This is a genomic window from Corynebacterium hansenii (genome assembly GCF_030408795.1).
Lineage (GTDB): Bacteria > Actinomycetota > Actinomycetes > Mycobacteriales > Mycobacteriaceae > Corynebacterium > Corynebacterium hansenii.
Genome location: NZ_CP047211.1, coordinates 75,474 through 97,933 on the forward strand (window position 1 = coordinate 75,474; position 22,460 = coordinate 97,933).

Consider the following 22,460-nt stretch of genomic DNA (forward strand, 5'->3'; position numbering starts at 1 on the left):
AGGGGGAACGGCACCGGACATGTCGTTCACCGGCGAACGTAGTATCGGGGGCGATGGACATCATCGACAGCCACTTCCACATCATCGGGGCGCGCGACCTGCAGCCGGACAAGGCCTTCGCGCCGCCCCCGTTCACCGTGGACCGGTACCTGCAGCTCACCGACCGCATGGCCGACGTCGACCGGTGGTCGCGCGTCGTCGGCGGCGTCGTCGTCGGCGGTTCCGCCCAGACCCGCGAGGAGACGCTGGGCGAGGCCCTGGAGGAACTGGAACTGGAGGCCCGCTCGCGGGGGTTCGCGCGCGAGGACGGGCGCAACTTCATCGGCATCATCACCGGCACGACCGACCTCGGCGCCGACCGCGTGCTGTCGCTCGACGCCAAGGGAATCCGCGGCATCCGCTTCAACCTGTTCAAGGGCCAGGAAATGGCCGTCGGCGACCTGGAGACCCTCGCCCGCAAGGTCCACGACCTCGCCGGCTGGACCACCGAGGTGTACTTCGACGTCTCCTCCCGCCCCGAGGTCGCCGACCTGCTGCCGCAGCTGCCCGCCGTGGCAATCGACCACCTGGGCATGTCGGCGCAGGGCATCGACCGCGTCGTCGAGCTCGCCGCGGAGGGCGTGCGGGTGAAGGCGTCCGGCTTCGGCCGCCTGGAATTCCCCGTCGCCGACGCCCTCGAGCGCATCCACGCCGCCAACCCCCGCGCGCTGATGTTCGGCACCGACCTGCCGGGCACCCACGCCGCGCGGCGCTTCGACCGCAGCGACGTCGACGTCATCCTCGACGTCCTCGGCGAATGGGAGATGCCGCGCGTCATGCGCGACAACTCGCTGGCGTTCCACAAGTTCGACTGAGGGCCGTCGGGACTTGGCCCGAAACTTCGCCCGAACCTGCGCCCCAGCCGTGATCCGGAACGGCGAGTAAGGTTCCCCTCATGCGTGATTTGAGTCGTTTCGCATGGTTGTCGGTTGCCGCGGCGGTCGCGACCATCGCAATGAAGGTCGCCGGCTACTTCGTCACCGGCTCGGTCGGTTTGCTTTCCGACGCCGCCGAATCGCTGGTCAACCTGGTGGCGGCGGTTGTGGCGCTGATCGTGCTGAAGGTCGTCGCGAAGCCCGCCGACGACGACCACGAGTTCGGCCACTCCAAGGCCGAGTACTTCTCCGCCGGGCTGGAGGGGGCGATGATCTTCGTCGCCTCCGGCTTCATCATCGCCGCGTCGATCGGGCGGCTGATCGACCCGCAGCCGATCGAGCAGGTCGGCCTGGGCCTGGTGCTGTCCGTCGCCGCGTCGGTGGTCAACCTCGTGGTCGCGCTGATCCTCATCGACGCCGGCCGCAAGCACAGGTCCATCACCCTCACCGCGGACGGCAAGCACCTGATGACGGACGTGTGGACCTCCGCCGGCGTCGTCGTCGGCGTGTTGCTGGTGTGGCTGACCCAGTGGTGGTGGCTCGACCCGGTCATCGCGCTGCTCGTGGCCCTGAACATCCTGTTCACCGGCTACAAGCTGCTGATGGAGGCCGGCAGCGGGCTGATGGACCGGGCGATGGACGGCCCCGACCGCGCCGACGTCGACCGCATCCTCGACTCCCACCGCGACCCCTCCCGCAACATCGACGTCCACGAGGTCCGCACGCGCGTTTCCGGCCGCCAGGAGTTCATCGAGTTCCACCTCCTGGTGCCCGGCAAGTGGTCCGTCGAGCACGGCCACGACATCCTCCATGCGATGGAGGACGACCTGCGCGACCGTTTCCCCGGCGTCCACATTTCGTCGCACCTCGAGCCCATCGAGGATGAGCGCGCCTACGGAGACGTCGATCTGTAGGCGCGGCCGCCGATTCGAGCGCCGTGACGTCGTAAAGCAGCCCCTTTCTCCCGAATTGGGCAAAACCCCTGTGACCGCCCAAAGCCGGTCCTAGACTCCCGGGTGAAACGGCCCGTGACGGGCCACACGAACAGTCACGCGCGCCCCGCCGCCACCGGGGCATGGAAGGACGACATGTACCCCGAGACCAGCCCCCTGGAGTCCGCGCCCCGGCCCCGCCGGGACGTGATCATCCCCGCCGCCGACGGCCTGCTGCTGCGCGGCACCGCCTTCCGGCCGCAGGAGGACCCGGGGACGATCCGGGGCGTCATCACCGTCCACGGCGGCACCGGCGTCCCGGAGGGCTTCTACCACCGCTTCGCCGAATACGTGGCCAACAAGGGCTACGCCGTGATCACCTACTCCTACCGCGGCACCGGCCGCTCCGGCATGAAGTCCGACCCGGAGAACGCCGACATCCGCATGTCCGACTGGATCACCGAGGACGTCGGCGGCGTCATCTCCTGGGCGCGCGACGAATTCCCCGGCGTGCCCAACTTCGCAGTCGGCCACGCCGTCGGCGGCCACGGCATCGCCTACGCCGGCCCGGAGGGCACGTTCGACGCGGCGGCGCTGATCAACTGCCGCGGCATGCGCATCACCAAGGTGCCGTCGCTGGTGGGCAAGATCCGCGCGTTCACCCTGTTCAACATCATCGGCCCCATCTCCGCGACCCTGACCGGCCACATCCCCGCGTCGGGGTGGAAGCTGACGTCCGAGCCGCCGCTGGGCGTCATGCGCCAGTGGGCGTCGTGGGCCCGGAAGAACGACTACTTCTTCTCCGACGGCGAATTCGACTTCGACGCCCGCTTCGCCCGCGCGACGCAGCCGTTCCTGTCCATCCGCATCCCCGACGATTACTGGACCGAGGAGTCGTCCGCGGACCTGATCACCGACCGCCTGACCGGCTCGGCCGGCGTGGAGAAGCGCCAGGCCCGCCCCGCGCGCGGCCAGGGCGTCGGCTACGGCGGTTACTTCCGCAAGGGCCACGAAAAGGAGTGGGACGAGCTGCTCGAGTGGTTCGAGTCGAAGGTCTAGCGGCCGCCGCGCCATAACCGGCGCCTTAACCCCCGGCCCGTCGGGCGCTTGGCACGTCAGCCATTGGGCACGGGTGCCCCGCCCGTCGGGCCGCCCGTCTCGCTGGTCGGGGTGGGTTTGCGGGTGGTTGGGGTGCGCATGGCCCCGTCGCGCGTGCCGCCCGCCCCGCTACTCGTCCCACAGGCCGGAGCACCCGCGGCGCCAGGACCCCGCGAGATGCCCGTCGACCATCCCGATGGCCTCCATCAGCGCATGCGACGTCGTGGGCCCGACGAACCGGAAACCCCGCTTCTTCAGCGCCTTCGCCAGCGCGGTCGCCTCGGGCGACGTCGCCGGGACCTCGTCGACGGTCTCGGGACGGGGCGTCGTCCGCGGCAGATGCGACCAGATCAGCGCCGGCAGGCCGGGGGCGGGCAGGGGGAGGCCGGCCCGTCGCAAAGCGGCCCGCGCGTGGTCCGGCAGCGAACCGGGCCGGGCCAGCGGGTCGTCCGCATCCCGGAGCTTGACGACGGCCCGCGCATTCCCGATCGCCGCCATGACCTTGGCGCGGTTGCGCACGATCCGGGCGTCGGCGAGGGCCGCCTCGACGTCGGCGCCGCCCATCCCGGCGACGCGATCGGGGTCGAAACCGCGGAAGACCTCGCGGAATGCCGGGCGCTTGGCCAGGATGACGTCCCACGACAGCCCCGACTGGAAGGCCTCCAGGCTCAGGCGCTCGAACAGGCCGGGCTCGTCGAGGATCGGCTCACCCCACTCGGCGTCGTAATAGGCCAGCAGCCGCGCGTTGCCCAGCGCCCACGGCGTGCGCGGGCGGCCATCCGGGCCGGGAACGGCGCCGGCGGAGATTTCAGGGTCAGTCATCCGCTTGCGCCAGGTGACGACCGGCGAGTTTCTCCCGCGCATGCACGTGGTAGGACACGGGCGCGGCTTCCAGGATGCCGTTGATCAGCTTCTCGAAAAACTGCTCTGGACCGAGATCTGCGGGCACGGTGCCGTCGGGAGTTAGCGTGGAGTGCCCGCGGTCAGCGGCCGGGAGAATGGTGACGCCCGTCGAAGGATCATCGATGTCCCAATCGGCGAGGATCAGACACGTTGCCGTGTAGCCGTTTCCATCTCCCCGGTCTTTGAGCTTGCGCATCATGTCCACCGAACGCTCGAACGTCGCGGGTTCCTTGTCGACGATCGATGCGTGTTGCAGGAACAGAAAACCGACGGCGGCCAGCGGATACCGGGCCCGAAGGTTGCCGGCATCGCCGTAAGCCTCTTCGAAACGATTCGAGAGATTCTTCCCGAAGGAAGCGGTCATGAGCTTGGTCGAGACCAGCATTTCGGGACCCGTAGACCAATCGGACATCGCAACGTCGACCTGCTTGTCGTAGGCGCGACCCAAAAACCGGGCATCCTTTGGGGCGATCGCGGGCAACCGGAGGATGTATTTCAACAGGTCTTCCTCGGCATGGGAGGGCAACCCATTCAAGAGCTTGCGAATCTCGGTCGGCAAGACCCGGGGAGAGCTCGCTCGCGGCCACACCGCATCTGGATCGAAGCCGGCTCGGCGGAATTCATGCGCTATCCACGCGTCCACGGCTTTGGCCACTCGACCACTCTGCGTGGTCGCGAAATCCTTGACGGGGATCTCCATGAGACGGGCGAGCAGCTCGGGGGAATGACGGTAGACGGGGGCGGGTTCCGCCTGTTTCCAGGGATTTCCGTCGAGGTCCGCGGCAGCGAGAACGGAATCCAGTTCATCCCCAGTGCCCATCGCTACTTCCTCCTCTTGCTTCGGGATGTGCGCCTCGTTTGAAGCGTGGAACGTTCTTCGATGATCCTGAGCTTTGAGGCGCCATCGAAACCAGCCGCGGGCAAAACGACGTCGTCAACGAGAGATACTGCGGCATCGACTTCGCCATCCTCCAGGAGCTCCATTACTTCATGTTTGATCGAACGCAGATCGTCGGCAATCCGAGTAACGAGAGCGGGGGAGGGTACGGCCCATCGTGCGGCTTCACCAGGTTCGAGCTTGAGCAGCCCCCCGCCATATCCGCGTCCGGTGAATTCCGCGTCGACGGCGGTCGCTGAGTTCAGCGCGACCAGCGGCAGCAACTCTCGGGCGAGCTCCCGCACGGGCTCGTGCAGGTAGACGCCATGGATCGAGTTGAGATGCCTGACACCCGCCGAGTTCGTCGCCAATTGGGGCGTCCGGGCATTCATGTAGGTGAGCAGCAAATCCGGAGGCGTGGAAACCGGGGTGCGCCACCACGGAGAACGCACACGGCACTTATAGGCCTGATCGACGTCGGCGGACATGCCTTCGCGGAGTTTCCGTTGGGCAGCCGGAGAGGGGGAAGCATCGGGACGGAACAACAGAGTGGGGAGGCCGTCATCGGTGAGGTCCCGCCATTTCTCCGCAGAAAGTTCGAGATTACGCAGATGCTTCGATCCCGGAGGCGAGATGCGCATCACCTCGGATTCGGGAATCCCCCAAGCTTCGCGTTCCGCCTTGGTGATCGCGAAGAACTTATTCGCGCCGGTTACGGCACCCAACCGGGTTGTACCCCACGATGACAGAGGGGAGAAATTACCGACGGCGACCTGTTCCGAGATGAGTTCATCGGCGCGGGTCCCCGAAATGAAGGACGTCCATCTCCCGCCCGCCGCGGGGGGAATCGCAGCCCGGGTTTGGTGCCCAGGCGACGTACCGGACCGCGGATCATCGGCTTGGATCGTAGAAGTTTGGATCAGGGCATCCGAGTCGGGAAGCGAAAGAACGTCGATTGATTCTGCGGGGCCGATGCCGTAGCCGGTAGCCGCCAACAAAACGACTTCTTCTTGGACATCGGGGAAAACGCGTTCATCGAACAAGGTCAGTTCAATGTCGCGGAACCGATCAATGAGCATCGCCCGGATGGGGGCGGCGTAATCCGCGTAAAGCAACTCGGCGGGAAGAACGAATCCGAGGGATCCGCCGGGGGCGAGAAACGAGGTCGCGTGAGCCACGAAGGGAGCCCAGGATGAAGCGAGCTCGTTCAACTCGACGCCTGCACGGCGTGCGGCGGTCAGAGCCTTGGCGCGCGCTGTGCCGGCATGACGGTGAAAACGGACGAATGGAGGATTTCCGAGGATCGCGTCGTAGCCGCGGCTTCCCGGGACATCGAAAAAGTCGCCGACGACCATCTCGGCTTCCACGCCGACGTCGCTAAGCAAGCTGCGCGCAAATTCCACGGACGGTCGGTGAAGATCGATGCCGGCGAACTTGACGTGCCGGGAGGTTGATTCGGTGAGCTCCGAGGCAGCGAGCAGAAACACTGCTTCGCCGCACGACGGTTCCAGCACCGACGAAGTCGAAGGTCCGACCGTTCGGTCCGCGAGATAGCGTGCAACGGGAACCGGCGTGAAAAAGGCGCCACGATCCTTGCGGTACTCGTGGGTGTCTCCTTCGCGGAGAACGACGCTGGCCCTGGACATGGCAACATCCTAACGTTGGCGGATTTCCTGCCGATGTTGGCAGACCCGGCGGATTGCCCGGAGGCCGCGACCGCATGGCGTTCGAACGGGCCGGGCGGGCCCGCCGGCGACGGGTGAGCGGCCGGGGACATTCGCGGCAAATAATCATCGTTTTATCAGCACTTGGTCACTTACGCAGGCGTAAGCTGCCAGTATGCGACCTGACGCTTTCGAGGCCCACGACGCGGACGCCACGACCACCGCCGGCGTGCCGCCCCGGATCGATCTGACGCCGCACGTCCCCGCCGAAGGTGCGGCGGGACCGGCGGCGTCGGCCGATTCGGCGGGCGCGACCGCGGCCCCGATCAGCGCGGAGGAACGCGAGGCGCGCCCCAACGTCCCGCCCGAGGAGACGCCCCGGCGCCGCCGGCGACCCCGCTACGACCGCGGCCCCCGCCCGCTGCTGCGCGGCGTCCTCCACGAACGGTCGACGTGGGGCTTCCTCGGCTCGGGCATCGCCCTGATCGTCGTCACCGCCACCGCGCACGGGATGGGCATCGCCACGTGGATGTCGGCGCTGTACGTCGTGTGCCTGATCGGCTCGATGGCCGTGTCGGCGCTCTACCACCTGGGCCCGTGGCGCAGCGAGTCCGCGGTGCTCATGTGGCGCCGCGCCGACCACGCGATGATCGCCGTGTTCATCGCCGGCACCTACGGGCCCGTCTCCGTCATGGCGCTGCCACCCGAACGCGCCGCGCTGCTGCTCGGGCTGTGTTGGGCGGGCACCCTGTTCGCGGTGCTGCTCAACGTCGTGTGGGTCAACCACCCCAGATGGATGGGCGTGGGCGTCTACCTGCTGCTGGGCTGGCTGGTCATCTGGGAGATCCCGGACCTGTGGAACGGCCTCGGCCCGGCGGTGACCATCCTGCTGGGCGTCGGCGGCTTCATCTACACCCTCGGCGCCCTGGTCTACGCCCTGAAGTGGCCCAACCCGTCGCGGCGCTTCTTCGGCTTCCACGAGGTGTTCCACGCCGCCACCATCGTCGCCGCGACGCTGCACCACATCGCCATCTGGCTGGCCGTCACGGCGTAGGCGCCGCGCATCTACCCTGGGCGCATGGCCACGACATCGTTCGACTCCCCGCTCGGCCCGCTGGGGCTCGCCGCGTCGCCGCGCGGGCTCGTCGAAGTGTCCCTGCGCGGGCCCGTCGCACCGCACGGGCCTGAGGACGACCCCGACGCGCGGGCGATCCTGGACGTCGCGCGGCGCCAACTCACCGAGTACTTTGCCGGCGAGCGCCGGGAGTTTGACGTTCCGCTGGACGTCGACCTCGGCGACGGGTTCCGGGGGCGGGCGCTCGCCGCGCTGACCCGCGTCCCCTTCGGCGAGACCGTCACCTACGGCGGACTGGCGGACGCCGCCGGATACCCGAAAGCCGCACGGGCGGCGGGCACGGCGTGCTCGACCAATCCGCTGGCGATCTTCATCCCCTGCCACCGCGTCGTGCCGGCGTCGGGGGGCATCGGCAAATACGGCGGCGGCGAGCCCATGAAGCGGGCGCTGCTGGAACTGGAGGGAACCGCGAATGCGTGAGGGATACGCACATGCCGGAAGGAACCGCACATGACTGACCCGAACACCGGCCCGGCCGATTTCCGCGCCCGGTTCGACGCCATGGTTCGCGCCCGCCGGGCGAACCGCGAATTCCTGCCCGAGGCGTTGCCCGAAGACGAGATCGCGGAATTCCTGGATCTGGTCCTCACCGCCCCGTCGGCGTTCAACATGCAGGCCCGCGCCATCGTGCGGGTGCGGAACCCTGAGGTCCGCGCCGCGGTGCACGAGGCCACGCGCGGCCAGCGCCAGGTCCTCGAGGCCCCGCTGCTGCTCGCCTTCATCGCCGAGCCCGACGGCTGGGAGGACACGTTCGACGAAGTCGCGGCCCAGAACATCGGGTCGGGCCTGTGGGACGGCGCCTTCGCCGCGCAGAAGCGCGACCGCATCGCCGGCTTCCAGAAGGAGCGCCGCGACCTCGGCCGCTCCCGCGAGTACGCCATCCGCGACGCCATGATCGCCGCGTCCTTCGCCATGTTGGCCGCCGAGGCCCGCGGCTGGGCCACCTCCCCGATGACCGGCTTCGACGAGGCCGAGCTCAAGCGCGCCCTCGGTGCCGGCGATTCCGCCCGCGATGTCGCGGTCGCGCTGCTGCTGGCGGTGGGCCGTCCCTCCGGCGCGCCCCGCGACCCCGGCCGGTTGCCGCTCGCGCGGCGGGTGTACGTCGACCGGTACCCGCTCTGAAAAGAGCTTGGCGACGGCCCACGCGGAACATGGGCCGTCGCCAAGCGAAAAAGCAGCCGCCAAGCGGAAAGCGGCCGCCGAGCGGACAGCGGCGGGCAGCCGCCGAGCGGGAATCGGCGGCAAACCGCCCGACCGTCAGCGCGACAGCTCGGCCGCCAGCTCGACGGCCTGGCGGATGGCGCGCTTGGCGTCGAGCTCCGCGGCGACGTCGGCCCCGCCGATCACGTGGATGCGCGGATCCTCCGCCCCCGCGCCCAGCGCCGACCGGTCGGACTCCTGGCCGGTGCAGACGATGACGTTGTCCACCGCGATGACCTTCCGCTCGCCGTCGACCGTGATGTGCAGGCCGTCGTCGTCGATGCGGTCGTAGGTGACGCCGGTGTACTGGTGGACGCCGGCCTTCTTCAGCTCGGCGCGGTGCACCCAGCCGGTGGTTTTGCCCAGGCCCTTGCCGATGCGCGTCTGCTTGCGCTGCAGCAGATGCACCTCGCGCAACGGCTTTTCGTCGACCGGCTTGCCCAGCCCGCCCGGCGCCTCCGCAGGGTCGACGACGCCCCACGCCCGGCGCCACTGCTCCAGCGACTGGTTCGGCTCGCGGGTCAGGTACTCGGCGACGTCGACGCCGATGCCGCCGGCACCGATGACCGCCACCCGCGCGCCGGCGGTGCGGCGGCCGGACAGCAGGTCGTCGTAGGGGATCACGCAATCGTGGTCGATGCCGGGGATCTCGGGGATGCGCGGCACCACGCCCGCGGAGTAGACGATGTGGTCGAACGGCTTGGCCACCTCGTCCACCGGCGTCGCCTCGAACGACGGGTCGGCGTCCCGGTCCTCCTTCTGCTTTGCGACGTCGCCGGCACCCGCGGAGGCGTCGTGAAGCTGATCCGCAGTGGCGCGATGATTGAGGTGCACCGGCACGCCGAGGACCTCCAGGCGGCGCGAGAAGTAGCGCAGCGTGTGGGCGTACTCCTCCTTGCCCGGGATGGCCGCGGCGAGGCGGAACTGGCCGCCGATCGCGTCGGAGGCCTCGAAGATCTCGACGTCGTGGCCGCGGACGGCGGCGGCTTCGGCGAAGGCCAGGCCGGCGACGCCCGCGCCGATCACGGCGACGCGCCGCGGCGTCGCCGCCGGGCGCGGGGTGAGCTCCAGCTCTCGGCCCGCCACCGGGTTGACCAGGCAGGACACCTTCTTGTTGGCGAAGGTGTGGTCCAGGCAGGCCTGGTTGCAGGCGATGCACGTGTTGATCTCGTCCGCGCGGCCGTCGCGGGCCTTGTGCACGAAATCCGGGTCGGCCAGCATCTGGCGGGCCAGCGACACCATGTCCGCCTGGCCGGAGGCGAGGATGTCCTCCGCCACGCCGGGGTCGTTGATGCGGTTCGACGCGCACACCGGCACGTCGACGGCCGCCTTGAGCCGGCCGGACAGCTCCGCGAACGCCGCCCGCGGCACCGAGGTGACGATGGTGGGCACCCGCGCCTCATGCCAGCCGATGCCCGTGTTCAGCAGATCGACGCCGGCGTCGACCAGGCGGCCCGCGAGCTCCTCGGTCTCGTCCCACGTCTGGCCGTCCTCGACCAGGTCCTGCAGCGAAATGCGGTACTGCAGCATGAAGTCGTCGCCGACCTCCGCGCGGATGCGCCGCACGATCTCGATGGGCAGCGACATCCGCCGCCGCGCCGAGCCGCCCCACTCGTCGGTGCGGCGGTTGGTGCGCCGCGCCAGGAACTGGTTGAGCAGGTAGCCCTCCGAGCCCATGATCTCGATGCCGTCGTAGCCCGCGCGCTGCGCCAGCTTCGCCGATCGCACGTAGGCGCGGATGGTGCGCTCGACGTCGAAGCCGGCCAGGCGGCGCGCCTTGAACGGGGTGATCGGCGACTTCGACGTCTCCGCCGAGCGGATGAACGGGTGGTAACCGTAGCGGCCGGCGTGCAGCACCTGCAGCACCACGTGCGCGCCGTGGGCGTGGACGGCGTCGGTGACGCGGCGGTGGCCGTCGGCCATGCGCTTCGACGCCATCATCGAGCCGCCCGGCAGCAGCCAGCCCTCGACGTTGGGGGCGTAGCCGCCGGTGACCAGCAGCGCCGCGCCGCCTTCGGCGCGGCGGGCGAGGTAGGCGGCGAGCTTGGGCAGATTCCGGGAGCGTTCCTCGAAGCCGGTGTGCATCGAGCCCATCATGACGCGGTTGCGCAGGGTCAGGGGACCGGCCTGGATGGGCGACAGCAGGGTGGGGTAAGCGGGGCTGGGCGCGGTGGTCGACATGTATGGGAGTATCTCATTTTTCGGCGGGAATGTGGCGCGTATCACCGAATGTGGCCGTCGGGTGCCCGCGCCCGGTTCGTCGCCGCCCCACCGCCGAATGCGCCGGTAACCTCGGCGGGGTAGGAGGAGGGACGGCTTGAGGCACATCAACGGGAACCGGAACCGCCGCAGCATGCTGAAATTGCTCGGGCTCGCCGCCGTCGGCGCCACCGCCGGAGTGATCGCCGGGCGCGTCGTCGACGTCGCCGGGTCGCCGGGCGACGCCCCCGGGACGCCGTCGACGACGTCGCGCGTGGCCGGCACCCCGCATCGCGCGCCGGGCCCGGAGGTGCGGCCGAGGGTCGTCGACTCCGGGTCGCCGGTGACCATGCGCATGACCTACGGCGCCGATGCCCGCCAATTCGGCGACCTCCACCTCCCGCCCGCCATGGTCGAGGGCGCCCCGGCGCCCACGCGCGCGGAAGGTCCCGAAGGGGTCCGCGCCGAGGCGGCGGCGCGAACCACGGTGCGGTCGGCGCGCCCGGTGCCGCTGGTGGTGATGATCCACGGCGGCGGCTGGACCGACGGGTCGACGGCCGCCAGCACCGCGCACCAGGCGAAGGACCTCGCCGATTCCGGATTGGCCGTGTGGAACATCGAGTACCGCGGCACCGGCGGCGAGGGCGGTTGGCCGCGGACGTACGAGGACGTCGCCGCCGCCATCGACGTCATCCCGCACCTGGCGGCCCGCTCGCCGGTGCCCCTGGATCTGGGCCGCGTGGCCGTCACGGGGGTCAGCGCCGGCGGCAGCCTGGCCGCGTGGGCGGCGAACAGGGAAGCGCTTCCCGACGGCGCGCCGGGCGCGAAGCCGGCGTTCCCCATCCGCAATTGCGTGGCGATGTGCGGCGTCTACGACCTCGCCCGGGCGATCCGGTGGGGCGATCCGTTCATCCTCCCCCTTTTGGGCGGCGCGCCCGAAGAATTCCCCGATCGGTACCGCGGCACGTCTCCCATCGCGTATTTCGCGCCGGGCGTGCGCACCGTCGTGTTCCACGGCCGCAACGACACGGTCGTCGACGTGCAGCAGGCCATCTCCTACGAGGCCGCCGCACGACGGCACGGCCGGCCCGTCGAAACGCACATCTTCGACGATGCCTCGCACGGCTCCTGGGCCGAGATCCACGGCCCGCAATGGCGGGCGGTGAAGCAGGCGCTGCTCGCGCAGTTGCGCTGACCGGGCGCGGCGCGGGGCGACGGGGCGCGGCGTCGAAGCGGTACCGAAGGGAACGCGCTGACCCGGTGCGGCGCGGGGCGACGGGGCGCGGTGTTGCGGCGCGGGCATCGCTCACATGCGGGGGTGATCCGGGGTTCCCGCCCGGCCCCGATGCCCACATATCGGAGACGATTGTTGATAAGCGTTGGGGTTGACCGATCAAGGTGCCCCCTTCATCGGCGGTACCCTCGGCGGCGAGATGCCGCCGTCGGCATCGTCGCCCGTAGCAAAGGGCCCCGCCGCACGGCCGCGACGGCCGCGCCCGGAAGGGCCCCCGTCCCCGAGGATCCATCATGAAAACATCCGTCCTGCGGCGGATCATCGACGCCACCCCCACGTGGTACGGGTGGTTGCTGACCATCCACGCGCTGATCGCCCTGGCGTTCAGCCTCGTGCCCGCCTGGCGCGGGCCGCTGCTGAGCCTGCGCATCCTGCTCGACACCGTGCTGCTGCCGGTGCCCGAAACCTCTCTGGCGTGGTCGGTGTCGCTGCTGCTGCTGGCGGGCGGGATCTTCAGCCGCAAGCGCATCGCATGGTGGATCGCGGTGGCCATGACCGTGCTGGTCATCGGCATGACGGTGTCCATGATGGGCGAGTGGTGGGTCATGTCGCCGGTGGACGAGGAGATCGAGATCATCGGGCTGTTCGCGGTGGGCACTCTGCTGCAGGCGCTGATCCTGACGTTCGTGATCCTGGCGCACGACCAGTTCCGCGCCCGCGTCCGGCCGGGCGCCGTGTGGCGGGGCCTGGCCACCTGGGCCGCCGGCGCCGTGATCGCCGTCCTCGCGGGCTGGGCCCTGGTGTCGGCGTTCCCCGGGCACGGCGGCCGCGCGCCGGCGCTCCCCGAGGGCGAGCGCTTCTGGTGGGCGCTGAACAAGGTCGCGGGCCTGTCGCTGGTCGATCCCCGCGCCTCCACCGGCCGCCCGCCGACGTGGGTCGACCTGGTGTTGGGCGCGCTCGGCGCGCTGGTCATCATCGTCGCCGTCTACGTCCTGCTGCGGTCCCAGTCCGGCCGCAACGCGCTGACCGCCGACGACGAAACCGCCCTGCGCGCGCTGCTGGCCCGCTGGGGCGAAGAGGACTCGCTGGGCTACTTCGCCACCCGCCGCGACAAGTCGGTGGTCTACGCCGAATCCGGCCTGGCCGCGGTGACCTACCGCGTGGAGGTCGGCGTGGCGCTGGCCTCGGGCGATCCGGTCGGCTCCCCGGAGGAATGGGACGCCGCCATCGTGGCGTTCCTCGCGCGCGCCGAGGAATTCGGCTGGGTGCCGGCCGTGATGGGCGCCTCCGGCGAGGGCGCCCGCGCCTACCGCCGCCACGGCCTGATGGAGTTCCATCTGGGCGACGAGGCGATCCTGGACACGACGACGTTCCGCCTCACCGGCCCCGAGCGCAAGCCCATCCGCCAGGCGGTGCACCGCGCCCGCAACGCCGGCGCGACGGTGCGCATCCGGCGCCACGGCGACCTGTCCGCCGAGGAACTGGCGGCGGTGTCCGACGACGCCGACGCCTGGCGCGACACCACCGACGAACGCGGCTTCTCCATGGCGCTGGGCCGCCTCGGCGACCCCGCCGATTCCGACTGCCTGCTTGTGGAGACCCTCGTCGATGACCGGCGCGTGGCCCTGCTGAGCTTCTCGCCGTGGGGCCGCACCGGCGCGTCCCTGGATCTGATGCGCCGCTCGCCCGAGGCCCCCAACGGCAGCGTCGAGCTGATGGTCTCGGAGCTGTGCCGCGAGGGCGAGGACATCGGGGTGTCGCGGATCAGCCTCAACTTCGCCGTGTTCCGCCGGGTCTTCGCCTCCGAGGACGAGCTCGGCGTCGGCCCGGTGCGCCGCACGTGGCGCCTGCTGCTGGTCTTCCTGTCCCGGTTCTGGCAGATGGAGACCCTCTACCGCTCCAACGACCGCTACGGCCCCGAGTGGCTGCCGCGCTACCTGTGCTTCGAGTCGCCGCGCACGGTCGGCCGGGTCGCCATCGCCTCCGGCATCGCCGAGGGCTTCATCCCGTGGCCCACGTGGTCGGCGCTGCGCGACTTCACCGGCGCCGTCGACCGTTCCCCGGGCGCCATCGCGGCCTACGCCGCCGTGCCCGAGGTGCTGGCCGGCATGAACCGGCTTCCCGAGCGCCGCGTCCCCGAGCAGACGGGCGCGCGCATCGGCGCCGCCCACCGCATGAAGGGCGAGGGCATCGACCCGTGGACCGTCGGCAACGTCCCGCAGGATTCCTGCGCCGACGTCGCCGCGGCCGAGCCTGGGACGCGGCTGTCCGTCGCCGGCCGCGTGATGGCCCGCCGCGACTTCGGCGGCGTGGTCTTCCTGATGGTCCGCGACTTCCGCGGCGAATGCCAGGTGCTGCTGGAGCGCGACCGGGCGAACAGCTTCGACCGGCTCGGCGACATCGACCTCGCCGACCTGATCTACGTCGACGGCGAGCGCGGCACGTCCCGCAACGGCGAACCGTCGCTGATGGCGGACTCGTGGGCCATCGAGGCCAAGTCGCTGCACCCGCTGCCGGACAAGGTCCACGGCCTGCGCGATCCGGAGGCCCGCGCCCGCAACCGCCACGTCGACCTCGCCGTCGGCGACTACTCGCGCCAGGTGCTCAAGGCGCGGTCGGCGGTGCTGGGTTCGCTGCGCACGTCGCTGGGCGGCGACGGCTTCCTCGAGGTGGAGACGCCGATCCTGCAGCGCGTGCACGGCGGCGCCAACGCCCGGCCGTTCATCACGCACATCAACGCCTACGACATGGACCTTTACCTGCGCATCGCGCCGGAGCTGTACCTCAAGCGCCTGATGTGCGGCGGCGTGGACCGCGTCTTCGAGCTGGGCCGGGTGTTCCGCAACGAGGGCGTCGACGCCACGCACAATCCGGAGTTCACCATCCTCGAGGCGTACGCGGCCCACGACGACTACGAGACCATGCGCCTGCGCTGCCAGAAGATGATCCAGGACGCCGCCATCGCCGCCAACGGAGAGTGCGTGGTGCGCGACCCGGAGGGCAACCTGGTGGACATCTCCGGCGACTGGCCGGTCAAGACGCTCTTCGGCGCGGTCACCGAGGCCGTCCGGGCGGAGGGCATCGAAACCCCGGATCTCGACGGCCGCACGCCGGAGGCACACCTGCGCGCCCTGTGCGAGCGGCTGGACATCCCCGCCCGCGCGGACTGGGACTCGGGCCAGATCGCCCTGGAGATGTACGAGCACCTGGTGGAGGAGCGCACGACGTTCCCGACCTTCTACACCGACTTCCCGCTGTCGGTGTCTCCGCTGACCCGCACGCACCGCACCGATCCGACGGTGACGGAGCGCTGGGACCTGGTGGCGTGGGGCGTGGAGCTGGGCACCGCCTACACCGAGCTGACCGACCCGTTGGACCAGCGCGCCCGCCTGGAGGCGCAGTCCTTCGCGGCGGCCGGCGGCGACCCGGAGGCGATGCAGGTCGACGAGGAGTTCCTGCGCGCCCTCGAGTTCGGCATGCCCCCGGCCGGTGGCCTGGGCATGGGCGTCGACCGCGTGGTCATGCTGATCACGGGTGCGACGATCCGCGAGTCGCTGGCGTTCCCCTTCGTCCGCGACGAGAAGTGAGCCCGCGCCGATGACCTCCCGCAAGGCCCCGCAGATCCCCCCGTCGCCGCCGATCCGCCCCGGCGCCCCCGTCGTCGTCATGGCGGGCGGGGCGGGGGTTCCGGCGCGCAAGTGGGCGCCGGTCGTCGCGGAGCTTTCCGACGCCCGCGCCCCCGACGGCGGACCGTACCCGTACGTGATCGTCGATCGTCCCGGGCTGGGGCGGCGGCGCGCGTGGACCTTCGGCGACGTCCCGGATTTCGGCGACGAGGTCGGCCGCGTGGTCCACGATCTGCGCCGGTGCCGCGAGGAGGGGGCGTCGCCGGTGATTCTCGCGGTCCACTCGGCGGCCGGGTTCCTGGCGGAGGGCGCCGTGCGCGCCAATCCGGGCCTGGTGGACGGGGTGCTGCTCATCGACGTCTCCGTGGTCGAGGACGCCGGCCGCCCGTCGCCGGTGTTCGAGGCGGTGTCGCATGCGACCGGCCTGACGCTGGAACCGCTGGTGCGGTGGGCGTGGCCCCGTATGCGGCGCGGCGAGCTGTCGTCGATGCTGCTGGAAAACGCCGTGTTCTCCCGGTGGGCGCGCGATCTGCGGGACCTGCGGGCGGTGGATGCGGCGGTCGGCGACGCCGGCGGGTCCGGCCGCGTCCGCGCCGTCACGGCGGTCACGGACATCTTCGCCGTGCCGAAGCGGCGCCTGCGCGCGGGCGAGGATCCCGCGGCGGTCGCGGCGGCCGCCCGCGGGCGGGAGGCGCATCTGCGCGTGTGGGGCGAACTGGCGGGGGGCTCCCGAGACGGCGAAGACGGGCCGGAAGTGGCTATCCTCGCGCCGTGCCCGCACATGGTCATGACCCATCGCCCCGCCGACGTCGTCGCGCAGATCTCCGCCCTCGTCGCGCGGACGTCTCCGCGCGCCCCGGCATGAACGGGCCGGGCACGCCGATGGTGGACCGGCGGACCGTCGTAAAGCTGCTCGGCCTGGCCGCCGCCGGCTTCGCGGTCGGGGGCGTGGCCACGTGCGACGGGCCGCGGGGCGTGTCCGAGAAGGACGCCGGGGCCGCCGGTGCGGTGCGGTACTCCTACGGGTGGCATGAGCGGCAGGTCGGGGACCTCTTCCTGCCCCAGGGGGCCAAACGCGACGGCGCCGGGCCGCTGCCGCTGGCCGTGATGATCCACGGCGGCGGCTGGTCGGGGTTCTCCACCGCCGCATCCACCGGGCACATGGCCGCCGACCTGGCGCGGCGCGGCATGGCCGTGTGGAACATCGAGTACCGCGGCAGCGGGCGCGGCGGCGGGTGGCCGCACACGTACGTCGACGTCGCCGCCGCGATGGACCACGTGCCCAAGCTGGCCGGGCAGGCCGACGTGGAGATCGACCTCGACCGCGTCACCGTCACCGGCGTCAGCGCCGGCGGCAACCTCGCGGCGTGGGCGGCGGGGCGGACGATGCTGCCGCCGGAGATCCCCGGTTCGCGGCCGAAGTTCCCCGTGCGCAACTGCGTGGCCATCTGCGGCGTGTACGACCTGGCCAAGGCGTTCCGGGCGGGCGACAAGCACATCGTCCCGCTGCTCGGCGGCCCGCCCGAGGCTTACCCCGACCGCTACCGCGACGCTTCGCCCGTCTTCCACGTCGACCCCGGCGTGCGCATGTCCGTGCTGCACGGCCGCAACGATCGCACCGTCTCCTTCGAGCAGGCCACCGTCTACGCCGACGCCGCCCGCGCCGCCGGCAACCCCGTCGATCTGCGGATCCTCCACGACGCCGACCACGGCTCCTGGGGCAAGATCCACGGAGCCCCGTGGGCGCTGGCGAAGAAGGCCATCGCCGGACAGCTGGGCCTGAGCGCGTAGCGGCGCCTTGCCTGGCCCCGCCCGCGATTTAGGCTTTCCCCATGACCGTCACCGCCTTCCTCGCACTGCTCGGCGTCTGGTTCGCGGCGATCTGCTCGCCGGGGCCGGATCTGCTGTGCCTGGTGCGCATCGCCACGCGGTCGCGGGCGCGGGGGCTGGCCGCCGCGGCGGGAATCGTCGCGGGCATCCTCGTGTGGCTGGTGCTGACGCTCGCCGGACTCGGCGCGCTGCTCGCCGCCGCGCCGTGGCTGCTGTCGGTTCTGCAGATCGCCGGCGGCGCGTACCTGCTGTGGCTCGGCTTCTCCGCGCTGCGGGCGGGCGTGCGCGCGTTGCGCGGCGGCGGGGCGCCGTCCCCGGACCCGCTTGACGACGCCCACGTCCCCGCCGAGCAGCGCCCCGGCCTGACCGGCGCATTCCTGCAGGGCCTGTTCACCAACCTGTCCAATCCGAAGGCCGTCATCTTCTTCGGTGCGGTGTTCACCAGGTTCATCGAGCCGGGCATGGGCTTCGGGCAGCAGGCGCTCATCGTGGCCGTCTTGGCGGCCTGCTCCATCGCGTGGTTCGGCGGTGTCGCCCGGGGCCTCGGCCACCCCGCATTCGCCGGGGCGCTGCACCGCGCCGGGCCGTGGATCGACGCCGTCTCCGGCGCCATTTTCCTGATCCTCGCCGTCGCCGTGATCGCCGAAGGCGCCGGCTCCCTCTGACGAAACCGGGCGGTTGCGGACCACGTGGGCGTCGTCAAGCACACCCCACCGCCCGCGCCCCGCCCGCCAACGCTGGTAGGAACGACGTCAGGCAGGTTGCGGCGGCGCCCCGCGCGCCACCGGCACCCCGCGAACGACGACACGGGCGGCCCCGCGGCCGCCGCACACGCACCACCAGCTGGAGGAACAATCATGGGCAAGCCCGTCGCAGTAGTCACCGGCGCATCCTCGGGAATCGGCGCCGCCACAGCCGCCGCACTCGCCGCCGCGGGATACGAAGTCGTGCTCGGCGCGCGGCGCGCCGACAAACTCGCCGAGGTCGCCCGCCGCATCGGCGACGCCGGCGGAACGGCGCGGGTCGTCGAACTCGACGTCACCGACCAAACCGCCGTCGACGCCCTCGCCGCCGAGGTCCAGTCATGCGACGTGCTGGTCAACAATGCCGGCGGCGCCCTGGGCATGGAATCCGTCGAAGACGCCGTCGAGGAAAAATGGCGCTGGATGTACGACGTCAACGTCCTGGGCACCCTCCGCGTCACCCGCGCCCTGCTGCCCGCGCTGAAGGCCGCGAAAGGCGCCGTGATCACCATCGGCTCCATCGCCGCCCGCCAGAACTACCCCGGCGGCGCCGGATACAACGCCGCCAAGCACGGCGAACGCGCCCTGACCGAGGTGCTGCGCCAGGAGATCGCCGCCGACGGCGTCCGTGTCACCGAAATCGACCCCGGCCGCGTGCACACCGACTTCTCGCTCGTGCGCTTCGACGGAGACGCCGAGAAGGCCGGCCGCGTCTACGAGGGCGTCGAGTCGCTGACCGCCGAGGACGTCGCCGAAGTGATCACCTTCGTGGCCACCCGCCCCGCGCACGTCAACATCGACTTCCTGCAGATCACCCCCATCGACCAGGCCGGCAACGCCGCGCCGAAGCCGGTGAAGTAGGCGTGGCGGGGAACGGGGAAGCCGGCGTGGGCGGCGGTGCGCGCGGTTCTGGCGGGGGAGAAAGTCTGCCCGTGGATGGCGACGCCGGCGTGGGCGGTGGTGCGATTGGCTCCGCTGTGGAGCGTGCGGGCGGCCGCCCGATTGCGCTGATCACCGGAGCGTCGCGGGGGATCGGCCGTGCGGTGGCGCTCGATCTCGGGCGCGACCATCACGTCCTCGTCGGTGCGACGACCGCCGAAGGGGCGGAGGCCGTGGTGTCGGAGCTGCCCTCCGCCGAGGCGTTCGTCGCCGACCTGACGGACCCCGACCAAGTCGCCGCCGCCGTCGCGCGGGCGGGGCTCGACGGTGGTGGTGCAGGCGGCGGTGTCGGGGAGAACGGGGGCGGCGCGGCGGATGCGCCGGCGTCGCGGAAGCCGCGGCTCGACGTGTTGGTTCATTCGGCCGGGATATGGGCGAAGAGCACCGTCGCCGACGCCGACCGCGACGAATGGTCGAGGTTGCTGGACATCAACGTCGTCGCCGTCGTCGACCTGACCCGCCGCTTGCTGCCGGCGCTCCGCGAGGGGCACGGCACGGTCGTGGCGATCAACTCGGGCTCCGGCTACAAGTCGGGGCCGGGCCTGGGCCTGTATTCGGCGTCGAAGTTCGCGTTGCGCGCCATAACCGACGCCCTGCGCGAAGAGGAGCGTGGCCGCGTGCGCGTCTCCTCCGTCCACCCGGGTCGCGTGGACACCGACATGCAGGTGCAGATCATGGGCGCCGACGGCTACGACGGCTCGAAGTACGTCCACGTCGACTCCATCGCCGCCGCCGTGCGGCTGTGCGTCGATGCGACGGATGACTGCATCGTGGAGGAAGTAACCGTCCGCCCGCGCAATTAAAACTGCTCCAGATGCGCCAGTTCCAGGCAGATGCGCCCGTTGCAACGGGTGTATTTGCCTGGAACTGGCGCATCTGCGGTGAGGGGTCGGGGAATGGCGGGGGTTTGGGCGGACACGGCCCGGAAATGGGCGACGGCCCCGCGGGACGTGGTGTCCGCGGGGCCGTCGCAAAGCTAGGTTGGCCTCGAATTTGAACCCGGCCATGAAACCGGGCCCGGCAACGAAGATTCGCCGCTCAGGTGTTGAATGCGCCCGGTACAGGGTGTGCCCGGCACCGAAACGGCTCGGGGCCCGCCCGTGAAGCCTCGCCGCTCAAGGCTGGTGCCCGGTGTCGGAAGTGCCCGGTGCCGGGCCTGCGCCGATTTTTACTCCGGCTCCGGAACCGGCAGCAGACGCGGGACGACCTTGCCGGTCGCGTTGCGCGGCAGATCATCCACGAAGTGGATGTGCTCCGGCACCGAGTGCTCCGCGAGGTTCTCGCGGACGACCTGGCGCATCTCATCCGGATCCAGCGCGTTGCCCGCCTGGTTGTCCTTGCGGATCACGAACGTGTGCAGCTCGGCGAGCAGCGTCTTCGTGTTGTTCACGCCGATGGTGTGCAGATCCTCGACACCGTCGAGGGCGCCCAGGACCTCGTCGACCTCGCGCGGGAAGGTGTTCTCGCCGCCCTTGATCACCATGTCGTCCGAACGGCCGCAAACGTAGAGGAAGCCGTCCTCGTCCATGCGGCCCAGGTCGCCGATCTCCAGCAGGCCGTCGACCGTGCGGAACTTGTCGCGCTGCGACGCCATGTAACCCGTGAACGCAAGCTCCTGGGCGGTGTGGATGCGGCCGATCTCGCCGGCCGGGACATCGTTGTCGTCGTCGTCGAGGATGCGGACGTGCGCGCCGATGGCGGGGCGGCCCGCCGAATCCGGGCGCTCCGCGAGCTCCGGGCCGGTGGCGATGGAGGTCAGGCCGGCCTCGGTCGAACCGTAGAAGTTGCAGACCACCGGGCCGAAACGCTTGGTCAGTGCGGTGACCAGCCACGCCGGGATGGCGTTGCCCGAGGAAATCATGAACTCGAACGGACCCGGGTTCGGGCGCGGGTTGGCCTCGAGCTCGTCATTGAGGATGCGGAGGAAGATCGCAGCCGACACCAGGCCGTTGACGCCGTACTTGTCGAACTGCTCCAGCGCGGCCTTCGGCTCGAACTGGCGCTGGGTGACCAGGGTCGCGCCGGTGACCATCGCGATGATGACGTTCGCCCAGCCCCAGGCGTGGAACATCGACGCGGACTGGTGGATGACCATGTTGCGGCGCCACGGAATGCGGTCCGCGATGGCGCCCAGGGTCGCCGGGGTCTTCGGCTCGTTGCGCAGCACGCCCTTCGGGATGCCCGTGGTGCCCGACGACATGATGATGATGCGGCCCTGCTTCGGGCGGGTCTCCAGCTCCGAGGTGCCGCCGGCGTCGATGAGATCCTGCATGAACAGGTAGTTCTCGGGGACCTCGGGGCGGTTGTCCTTGTCGAAGACGTGCGTGACCACGACGGTGCAGTCGCCGATGTCCTCCGGCACGCGCTCGAGGAACTCCTCGTCGACGAAGAGGTAATCGATCTTGGTCTCGTTGAGGAGGCCGGAGATCTGGTGGGCCGAGGAGCCGATGTTCATGATCATGATCTCGGAGCCCAGCAGGCCCTTGACCGCCATCGGGATGATGATGCCGCGGCCGTTGCGGGCGATGATGCCGAAGCGGGACTCGGGGCCCATGCCGCGGTCCTTGAGCGCGCGGGCCAGCGCCCACACGTCGTCGCGCAGCTCGGCGTAAGTCAGCTCGCCCTCGTCGTCGACGAGCGCGAGGCGGTCCGGGTAACGCTCGGCGCTCATGGTGATCAGGCCGCCGACCGCGAAGCGCCAGCGCCGGATGCAGTTGAGGCAGAACGGCGCGGTCTTCGGAGTCATGTAGAGGGCGCCCGTTTTGAGGAGGGGGCTCAGAGACTTCGCAACGGCCTTCACCTGGAACGGCAGCGGCAGCTTGGGTGCGGAGTTGATTTCGGCGGACATTGTCTCTGTTCCTCCAAGGAGTTTGCGGGCTGGCCGCTTCGCGGGGAAACGGTGTTCTTCTGCGTGACGTGGCGGCGCGACGTGTTGTTTGAGAGTCAAACTAATACGGATCCCGAACGAACCGCAAAAAGTGGCGCGTCGCACACGTGCTAGGTGTGTCATCTGAATTATGGGCTGGAATGTTACGCCCCGATTACGGATTGGGCGCGATGGGGGTCCGACCGGGATCCCACTGGCCCCAGTCGTCACGTGGGTGCAGGTTAGTCCACCTGCGAAGGCCGGGCGACGTATCCACCGAAATTTCCGTCACCCAACGCA

The 22,460-nt window shown here is 70.5% G+C and carries 18 protein-coding genes; 13 read left to right on the forward strand and 5 right to left on the reverse strand.

Translation table 11 applies throughout. From position 1 onward, the window contains the following. Positions 1-53: 53 nt before the first annotated feature. The 3 genes from CHAN_RS00325 to CHAN_RS00335 all read left to right on the forward strand — a co-directional run bounded on the left by CHAN_RS00325 (position 54) and on the right by CHAN_RS00335 (position 2,905). Positions 54-854 (forward strand): amidohydrolase family protein, encoded by an 801-nt coding sequence (locus CHAN_RS00325; protein ID WP_290290729.1) that lies wholly within the window; start codon positions 54-56, stop codon positions 852-854. Between the two features lie 80 nt (positions 855-934). After that, positions 935-1,828: a cation diffusion facilitator family transporter gene (locus CHAN_RS00330; RefSeq protein WP_290290731.1), complete on the forward strand. Its 894-nt coding sequence runs from the start codon at positions 935-937 to the stop codon at positions 1,826-1,828. Between the two features lie 174 nt (positions 1,829-2,002). After that, positions 2,003-2,905, forward strand: coding sequence for an alpha/beta hydrolase family protein (locus tag CHAN_RS00335; RefSeq protein ID WP_048743171.1), 903 nt, complete (start codon positions 2,003-2,005; stop codon positions 2,903-2,905). 168 nt (positions 2,906-3,073) lie between these two features. On the opposite strand, the gene CHAN_RS00340 is transcribed toward CHAN_RS00335, so the two are convergent. Genes CHAN_RS00340 through CHAN_RS00350 form a run of 3 tightly spaced genes read right to left on the reverse strand, consistent with a single transcriptional unit; the run spans position 3,074 to position 6,370 of the window. Beyond that, on the reverse strand, positions 3,074-3,766 hold the full coding sequence (locus CHAN_RS00340; RefSeq protein WP_290290733.1) for a DNA-3-methyladenine glycosylase I: 693 nt from the start codon (positions 3,764-3,766) through the stop codon (positions 3,074-3,076). Continuing rightward, positions 3,759-4,667, reverse strand: coding sequence for a hypothetical protein (locus tag CHAN_RS00345; RefSeq protein ID WP_290290735.1), 909 nt, complete (start codon positions 4,665-4,667; stop codon positions 3,759-3,761). Before CHAN_RS00345 ends, CHAN_RS00340 begins: the two co-directional genes overlap by 8 nt. Before the next feature lie 2 nt (positions 4,668-4,669). After that, positions 4,670-6,370, reverse strand: coding sequence for an HsdM family class I SAM-dependent methyltransferase (locus CHAN_RS00350; protein WP_290290737.1), 1,701 nt, complete (start codon positions 6,368-6,370; stop codon positions 4,670-4,672). A 193-nt stretch (positions 6,371-6,563) separates the two neighbouring features. Here CHAN_RS00350 and trhA point away from each other — a divergent pair, with 193 nt between their 5' ends. Genes trhA through CHAN_RS00365 form a run of 3 tightly spaced genes read left to right on the forward strand, consistent with a single transcriptional unit; the run spans position 6,564 to position 8,645 of the window. Further along, the gene (trhA, locus tag CHAN_RS00355) at positions 6,564-7,442 is read left to right on the forward strand and encodes a PAQR family membrane homeostasis protein TrhA (protein ID WP_153251559.1); all 879 of its coding nucleotides are present in this window, start codon (positions 6,564-6,566) and stop codon (positions 7,440-7,442) included. A 24-nt stretch (positions 7,443-7,466) separates the two neighbouring features. Beyond that, on the forward strand, positions 7,467-7,943 hold the full coding sequence (locus CHAN_RS00360) for a methylated-DNA--[protein]-cysteine S-methyltransferase (RefSeq protein WP_290290739.1): 477 nt from the start codon (positions 7,467-7,469) through the stop codon (positions 7,941-7,943). Between the two features lie 30 nt (positions 7,944-7,973). Further along, a complete protein-coding gene (locus tag CHAN_RS00365) occupies positions 7,974-8,645 on the forward strand; it encodes a nitroreductase family protein (RefSeq protein WP_290290742.1) in 672 nt (223 codons plus the stop codon). A gap of 135 nt (positions 8,646-8,780) precedes the next feature. On the opposite strand, the gene CHAN_RS00370 is transcribed toward CHAN_RS00365, so the two are convergent. Continuing rightward, a complete protein-coding gene (locus tag CHAN_RS00370; RefSeq protein ID WP_290290744.1) occupies positions 8,781-10,904 on the reverse strand; it encodes an oxidoreductase in 2,124 nt (707 codons plus the stop codon). 172 nt (positions 10,905-11,076) lie between these two features. Here CHAN_RS00370 and CHAN_RS00375 point away from each other — a divergent pair, with 172 nt between their 5' ends. The 7 genes from CHAN_RS00375 (at position 11,077) to CHAN_RS00405 (ending at position 20,097) form a co-directional block, all read left to right on the forward strand. Then, positions 11,077-12,117: an alpha/beta hydrolase family protein gene (locus CHAN_RS00375; RefSeq protein WP_290290745.1), complete on the forward strand. Its 1,041-nt coding sequence runs from the start codon at positions 11,077-11,079 to the stop codon at positions 12,115-12,117. Between the two features lie 332 nt (positions 12,118-12,449). Then, complete coding sequence (gene lysX / locus CHAN_RS00380) at positions 12,450-15,743, forward strand: bifunctional lysylphosphatidylglycerol synthetase/lysine--tRNA ligase LysX (protein ID WP_290290747.1); 3,294 nt, start codon at positions 12,450-12,452, stop codon at positions 15,741-15,743. Positions 15,744-15,753: 10 nt separating this feature from the next. Continuing rightward, positions 15,754-16,647: an alpha/beta fold hydrolase gene (locus CHAN_RS00385; RefSeq protein WP_290290749.1), complete on the forward strand. Its 894-nt coding sequence runs from the start codon at positions 15,754-15,756 to the stop codon at positions 16,645-16,647. Next, complete coding sequence (locus CHAN_RS00390; protein WP_082144497.1) at positions 16,644-17,573, forward strand: alpha/beta hydrolase family protein; 930 nt, start codon at positions 16,644-16,646, stop codon at positions 17,571-17,573. Before CHAN_RS00385 ends, CHAN_RS00390 begins: the two co-directional genes overlap by 4 nt. A 41-nt stretch (positions 17,574-17,614) precedes the next feature. Then, positions 17,615-18,277: a LysE family transporter gene (locus CHAN_RS00395; protein WP_290290751.1), complete on the forward strand. Its 663-nt coding sequence runs from the start codon at positions 17,615-17,617 to the stop codon at positions 18,275-18,277. 192 nt (positions 18,278-18,469) lie between these two features. Continuing rightward, positions 18,470-19,216 (forward strand): SDR family NAD(P)-dependent oxidoreductase, encoded by a 747-nt coding sequence (locus CHAN_RS00400; protein ID WP_048743189.1) that lies wholly within the window; start codon positions 18,470-18,472, stop codon positions 19,214-19,216. Between the two features lie 71 nt (positions 19,217-19,287). After that, positions 19,288-20,097, forward strand: coding sequence for an SDR family oxidoreductase (locus CHAN_RS00405; protein ID WP_435384052.1), 810 nt, complete (start codon positions 19,288-19,290; stop codon positions 20,095-20,097). A 365-nt stretch (positions 20,098-20,462) separates the two neighbouring features. Here the strand turns inward: CHAN_RS00405 and CHAN_RS00410 are convergent, their stop codons facing one another. After that, complete coding sequence (locus tag CHAN_RS00410; RefSeq protein WP_290290755.1) at positions 20,463-22,142, reverse strand: AMP-binding protein; 1,680 nt, start codon at positions 22,140-22,142, stop codon at positions 20,463-20,465. Between the last annotated feature and the right edge of the window lie 318 nt (positions 22,143-22,460).